Annotated in this window: 7 protein-coding genes; 3 read left to right on the forward strand and 4 right to left on the reverse strand. The window is 70.6% G+C overall.

The window, feature by feature from the left end:
• Nucleotides 1-365: helix-turn-helix domain-containing protein (locus B0W88_RS28690; RefSeq protein WP_144007038.1), on the forward strand; the 365-nt coding region annotated here is incomplete at its 5' end.
• An 84-nt stretch (nt 366-449) separates the two neighbouring features.
• Entirely contained in the window at nt 450-1,817 is a 1,368-nt protein-coding gene (locus B0W88_RS28695; protein ID WP_077037967.1) for a serine hydrolase, read from the forward strand.
• Here the strand turns inward: B0W88_RS28695 and B0W88_RS28700 are convergent.
• Nucleotides 1,768-2,700 carry a histone deacetylase gene (locus B0W88_RS28700; protein WP_077037968.1) on the reverse strand — a complete coding sequence of 311 codons (933 nt, stop codon included), beginning with the start codon at nt 2,698-2,700 and terminating at the stop codon, nt 1,768-1,770. The two genes, B0W88_RS28695 and B0W88_RS28700, sit on opposite strands and share 50 nt — an antisense overlap.
• Nucleotides 2,701-2,870: 170 nt before the next feature.
• Between B0W88_RS28700 and B0W88_RS28705 the strand changes: the two genes are divergently transcribed.
• On the forward strand, nt 2,871-3,428 hold the full coding sequence (locus B0W88_RS28705; RefSeq protein WP_077037969.1) for a phasin family protein: 558 nt from the start codon (nt 2,871-2,873) through the stop codon (nt 3,426-3,428).
• 88 nt (nt 3,429-3,516) lie between these two features.
• On the opposite strand, the gene chrA is transcribed toward B0W88_RS28705, so the two are convergent.
• The 3 genes from chrA to B0W88_RS28720 form a co-directional block, all read right to left on the reverse strand.
• Nucleotides 3,517-4,836, reverse strand: coding sequence for a chromate efflux transporter (gene chrA / locus B0W88_RS28710; RefSeq protein ID WP_233151882.1), 1,320 nt, complete (start codon nt 4,834-4,836; stop codon nt 3,517-3,519).
• A gap of 28 nt (nt 4,837-4,864) precedes the next feature.
• Nucleotides 4,865-5,500 (reverse strand): LON peptidase substrate-binding domain-containing protein, encoded by a 636-nt coding sequence (locus B0W88_RS28715; protein WP_077037971.1) that lies wholly within the window; start codon nt 5,498-5,500, stop codon nt 4,865-4,867.
• Between the two features lie 16 nt (nt 5,501-5,516).
• Nucleotides 5,517-6,299 (reverse strand): patatin-like phospholipase family protein (locus B0W88_RS28720; protein ID WP_233151881.1); only part of this gene is annotated, 783 nt, incomplete at its 5' end.

Here is a 6,299-nt window from a genome sequence, read left to right on the forward strand (position 1 = left end):
TCGCCGCGCTGCGCACGCTGATGACCGTCGACCACGTCCATCGCGAGCCCGGGCTGACCATCGCTGCCCTGGCCGCTCGCATGGGCCTGCCCGAGCATCGCCTGCGCCGGCTGATCAACCAGGGCCTGGGCCAGCGCAACTTCAACGCCTTTCTCAACGGCTACCGGCTGGCCGATGCGCGCCGCTGGCTGGCCGACCCGGCTCAGGCGGACGCGCCGATCCTGACCATCGCGATGGACGCCGGCTTCCAGTCGCTGGGGCCCTTCAACCGCGCCTTCAAGGCCGAGACCGGCATGACGCCCAGCGAGTACCGGCGCCAGGCGCTGGGCAGCGGGCTGGGGCTCGCCGAATCCGAAATCGGCTAGGCGGACGCGGGATTCGGCGAGACCGGCGCCGCGCGGCCCGGGACAGTGGGCAGGCCACTTCCGGCTGCTCCGCTCGCCAAAGCCATGACCCGACTTCCCCTACTCCTGCTGCCGCTGCTGACTGGTTGCGGCGCCACGGCCGTGACCACCGGCTACCTGAGCCACCAGCTCTGCGGCGCCGTCTTCATTGCCGGCCGTGAGCCGCAGCGCTACTACCGCGATGCGATCGAGCCACTGGCCGGTCCGCTCGCCGCCGTGACGAGCTATACGGTCGACCGGCAGCAAATGGAAGTACGCGCGCGCCTGGCCGGCCTGGCCGAGAGTCGCGCCGCATTCCGGCCGCCCTACGGCTGCAGCTTCGGCGCCACGCCGGGGCCGATGCCGGCAGCGCCTGCGGCCACCTCGCTCGCGCCCGAGGCGCCCGTCGTGCAAGCGCACGGGGCCCTGGCCGCCGCGCTGGACCGCGCCTTCGACGAAGAGCCGCAGCCGCCCTACCGGCACACCGAGGCTGTCATCGTGGTCCATCGCGGGCGCATCGTCGCCGAGCGCTATGCGCCAGGCATCGGCGTGGCCACGCCGCTGGCCGGCTGGTCGGCCACCAAGTCGGTGACGAATGCGCTGGTCGGCATCCTCGTCCGCCAGGGCCGCCTCGACATGCAGGCGCCGGCGCCGATCGCCGAATGGTCGGACCCGGCCGACCCGCGCCACGCGATCACGCCCGAGCAGCTGCTGCGCATGAACAGCGGCCTGGACATGGGGCAGTCGCTGCACGCCGGCCTGGGCACGGCCTTCGACCCGACCGCGCGGATGATCTTCGCCCACCCGGACACCGCGGCCGATGCCGCCCGCGCCGGCCTGGCCCATGCGCCCGGTACGGCCTGGAACTACAGCAACGCCAACACGCAGCTGCTCTCGCGCATCGTCCGCGATCGGGCCGGCGGCACGGCCGCGGCCGCGCTCGCCTTCGCCCGCCGCGAGCTGTTCGACAAGCTGGGCATGCGCCACGCCACGCTGGAGTTCGACGCCGCCGGCACGCCCATCGGCGCCAGCCACCTGTGGGCCTCGGCCCGCGACTGGGCTCGGCTGGGGCAGCTCTATCTGGACGATGGCGTGGTGGATGGACAGCGCATCCTGCCCGCCGGCTGGACGAGCTGGTCCGCCGAGCCCACACCCGGTTCCGAGGACTACGGCTACGCCGCCGGCTTCTGGACCAACCGCGGCGCCGGCGCCGGCGCGCGCTGGCGGATCGAGCACGGCATGCCGGCCGATGCCTTCATGGCGCGCGGCAGCCACGGCCAGTACGTGATCGTCATGCCCTCGCAGGACCTGGTGCTGGTACGCCTGGGCCCGGCCTGGACGGAGCGCGACGACATGGGTCGCGTCGCGCAGCTCGCCCACGAGGTCATCGCGGCCCTGCCGGCCACAGCGAGCACTGGCGAGCCGCTTCGTTGAGCGTGTTGACCTGGACGGCCACCGTCGTCGACAGCTCGCGCCCGTAGCCGCCCGCCATGGCCAGGGCGACCGGGATGCGGCGCTCGCGCAGCGCGCCGAGCACGCGGCGGTCGCGTTCCAGCATGCCCTCGGTCGTCAGCTTCAGCCGGCCGAGGCGGTCGCCCTCGTGCGGGTCGGCGCCGGCGAGGTAGAAGGCCAGGCCCGGCGCGGGCTGCCGCCACAGCTGCGCCAGCCCGTCGTCCAGCGCAGCCAGGTACTCCTCATCCCCGCAGCCATCGGGCAGCTCGACGTCCAGGTCGCTGGGCTCCTTGCGGAAGGGGAAGTTGCGGGCGCCATGCATCGAGAAGGTGAAGACGCTCTCGTCGTCGCGGAAGATCGCGGCCGTGCCGTTGCCCTGGTGCACGTCCAGGTCGATCACCAGCACCCGCAACAAGGAGCGGTGATGGCGATGCCACTCGGCCTGCATCAGCCGCCCGGCCACCGCCACGTCGTTGAACACGCAGTAGCCGCTGCCCTTGTCTGCATAGGCGTGGTGCGTGCCGCCGGCCATGTTGGCGGCGATGCCCTCCCCGCCCAGCGCCGCGCGGGCCGCCATGATGGTGGCGCCGACCGAGTGGGTGGACCGCAGCGCCATCGACGGCGACCAGGGAAAGCCGATCTCCCGCTGCTGCGCCGCCGTCAGCCGGCCCAGCAGCACCGCCTCCACATAGTCCGGCGTGTGGGCCAGCGCCAGCTCGCCTTCGGTGGCCGGCTCGGCGGCCTGCATCCGGATCAGGCCGGGATGCGCCTCGAAATGCTCGCGCAGCAGCCGGTACTTGGACTGCGGGAAGCGATGGCCCGGCGGCAGCAGCAGGCTGTGGGCGTCGGAATGGAAGGCCAGCATGGGGCGGCAACGATAGCTCAGGACTAATTTGCTGCAGCGCAACAAAAAGTGCTTGCAATCGGGCGAGGCGGTCCTATACTAAGACCCATGTTGCAGTGCAGCAAAAGCTGCGACAAGACGACGATCCCAGATCAACCGGGGCAGGAGCCCCATCCAGAAGGAGTCCCTCAATGCTGACCGCTGAACAAGTCTTTGCCGCCCAGAAAGCCAACCTGGAAACCCTCTTCGGCCTGACCAACAAGGCCTTCGAAGGCGTGGAAAAGCTCGTCGAACTGAACCTGCAAGTGGCCAAGACCGCCCTGAGCGAAGCCCAGGCCAACACCGAAGCCGCCCTGTCGGTGAAGGACGCGCAAGAGCTGCTGAACCTGCAGGCCACCCTGCTGCAGCCGACCGCCGAGAAGGCCGCTTCCTACAGCCGCCACCTGTACGACATCGCCGCTTCGACGAACGCCGAAGTCGTGAAGGTTGCCGAAGCCCAGCTGGCCGACATCCAGGCCAAGTTCACCGCCGTCGTCGACAGCGCCGCCAAGAACGCCCCGGCCGGCAGCGAGAACGCCGTCGCCCTGGTGAAGTCGGCCGTGGCCGCCGCCAACAACGCCTTCGAGTCGGTCCAGAAGGCCGCCAAGCAGGCTGCCGACGTCGCTGAAGCCAACTTCACCGCCGCCACCCAATCCGCCGTCAAGGCCACGCAGACCGCTTCGCGCTCCAGCAAGAAGGCTGCTGCCTGATCGACAGACCCTTTCGATTGTCTCCTCGGTACCCGACGAACCAGTTTTCTGAAAGTACCGATTCAACCCGGCCTCGTGCCGGGTTTTTTTATGCCTGTGCAAGAAGAAGCTGCCAGGCCAGCCCCGCGACGCCGGCGCCGAGCACGACCGGAATCACGCCGAGCCTGAAACGGAACAGGGCCGCCGCGGCGGCTAGCCCGATGCATGCGGCCGGCCATTCGAAGCCGCCGGACAGGCCGCGCGGCCACAGCACATGCCAGGCGAAGAACACCGCCAGGTTGGCGATCACGCCGACGACGGCGGCGGTAATGCCGGTCAGCGGCGCGGTGAACTTCAGATTGCCGTGGGTGGACTCGATGAAGGGCCCGCCCAGCAGGATGAAGAGGAACGAGGGCAGGAAGGTGAAGAAGGTCACCACCGCCGCCGCCACGGCGCCCGCGAGGAACAGCCAGTCGCTGCCGAAGAGGGCATGGTTCCAGCCGCCGGCAAAGCCGACGAAGGACACCACCATGATCAGCGGGCCGGGCGTGGTCTCGCCGAGCGCCAGGCCGTCGATCATCTGCGCGGCCGTCAGCCACTGGTAGTGCTCGACGGCGCCCTGGAAGACATAGGGCAGCACCGCATAGGCGCCGCCGAAGGTCAGCAGCGCGGCCTTGGTGAAGAACCAGCCCATCTGCGTCAGCGCCGCATCCCAGCCCAGCAGCGCCGCAAGCGCGCCCAGGGCGGCCGCCCAGAGGCCCAGGAAGCCCGCGAGCACCCTGCGAAAGCGCACCCAGCTGAACAGCGCGTGGGCCGGCGTCGGCGTGTGGTCGTCGATCAGCGCCGGGCCCAGGGCCTTGGCCGCCGCGCCGTGGCCTGCACCCGGCCGGAACTTCTCGGGCCTGTAGCGGCCCCCGATGTAGCCCGCGAGACCCGCCGCCAGCACGATCAGCGGAAACGGCGCATGCAGCGCGAAGATCGCCACGAAGGCCGCGGCGGCGATGCTCCACAGCCAGCCGTTCTTCAGCGCCCGCGACCCCACGCGCCACGCGGCATGCACCACCAGCGCCGTCACCGCGGGCTTGATGCCGTAGAACACGCCGGCGATCACCGGCACGTGGCCGAAGGCCATGTACACCCACGACAGCGCGATCAGGATGAACAGCGAGGGCAGCACGAAGAGGCCGCCGGCCACGATGCCACCCCAGCTGCGGTGCATCAGCCAGCCGATGTAGGTGGCCAGTTGCTGCGCCTCGGGCCCCGGCAGCACCATGCAGTAGTTCAGCGCATGCAGGAAGCGCTGCTCCGAGATCCAGCGCCGCCGTTCCACCAGTTCCTCGTGCATCAGCGCGATCTGGCCGGCCGGGCCGCCGAAGCTGATGAATCCCAGCTTGAGCCAGTAGCGGAAGGCCTCCGCGCGGGAGGGCATCGGCACTGGGCTGTCCATGGGGCGCCGATCAGCGCACGCCCAGCTTCTCGAGCTGGTCGGCAATCAGTTCCAGCCGCAGCAGCGGGTTGTCCAGCTGCATCAGCTGCTGGCGTTCGGCAGCGGGCAGCGGCAGCAACTCGGCCCAGCGGTTGGCCAGCCAGCCGCAGTCGTCCCAGCGGTAGGGCGGCTGCAGCGGCAGGTCCTGCGCCGCGGCGCCTTGTTCCAACGTGTGCAGCAGCGCCTGCAGCAGGTGCGAGGTCCGGTCGAGATCGCCCGGCACCGGCACGGCCAGGTCCGGCTCCAGCAGCATGCCCTGGCCCATCCAGAGGCCGTGCGGAAGACAGGAGCTGCTCGCCAGCCGGAAGCGCGCACCGCCGCGACAGCGGATCTGCAGCAGCCCCGGCTGCTCGCGCCCGACCGACTCGATGTGGGCCAGCGTGCCGATCTCGTGGAAGCGCTCGCGGGCGAAGCTGCCGTCGCCGGCGGCCGCGTCCAGCCGGCGCACCTCGCCACCCTCGATCAGCTGCACGACGCCGAAGGGCCGGCCCTCGCGCTCGCAGCGGCCGATCAGGTCCAGGTAGCGCGGCTCGAAGATACGCAGCGCCAGCCGCCCCTCGGGGAAGAGCGCGGCCTGCAGGGGGAACAGTGCGATCTCTTCTTCCATGGCTTCTTTTGCTCGCTCAGCGCGTTTTCGCTTCGATGCGCTGCCGGATCACCGGCAGCATCTGCAACGCCATCTCGCGGCCGGCCTGGATGCTGCGCTTGCGGGCAGCGAAATCGGCGCTGCTGATGCCGTCCAGGCGCGGGCGGATCACCACGTCGGCCTCCTTCAGCTCGAAGGTGTTGATGCTGCGGCCCATGATGGCCACCGTCTGCAGCAGCATGTGCAGCGCGTCGGGCGCGGGCTTGTCGGCCGGCGGGGAGGAGATGTCCACCGCGATGATCAGCTCCGCCCCCATCTGCCGCGCGTAGCGCACCGGCACCGGCGAGACCAGGCCGCCGTCCACGTATTCCTTGGTGCCGATGGGCACCGACTGGAAGATCGTCGGCACCGCGCTGGAGGCGCGCACCGCCGTGCCGGTATCGCCGCTGCGGAACATCACGCCCTCGCCGCTGGAGAGGTCGGTCGCCACGATGCCCAGCGGCACCGGCATCTTCTCGATCGTCCTGTTGCCGGTCTTCTCGCGCACGTAGCGGGCCAGCGCCTCGCCACGGATCAGGCCGCGGGTGGGGAAGGCCCAGTCGGTGATCGAGCCCTCGTCCATGCCTTCGGCCAGCGTCGCCAGCTCCTTGCCGTGCAGGCCCGAGGCGTACAGCGCCGCCACCAGGCTGCCGGCCGAGGTACCGGCCACCAGGTCGACCTTGATGCCGTTCTCCTCCAGCACCTGGATCACGCCGATATGGGCGAAGCCGCGGGCCGCGCCGCCGCCCAGCGCGAGGCCGACGCGCGGGGGCTTCGGCGG

This window comes from Pelomonas sp. KK5, from assembly GCF_001984095.1.
Taxonomy (GTDB): Bacteria; Pseudomonadota; Gammaproteobacteria; order Burkholderiales; family Burkholderiaceae_C; genus KK5.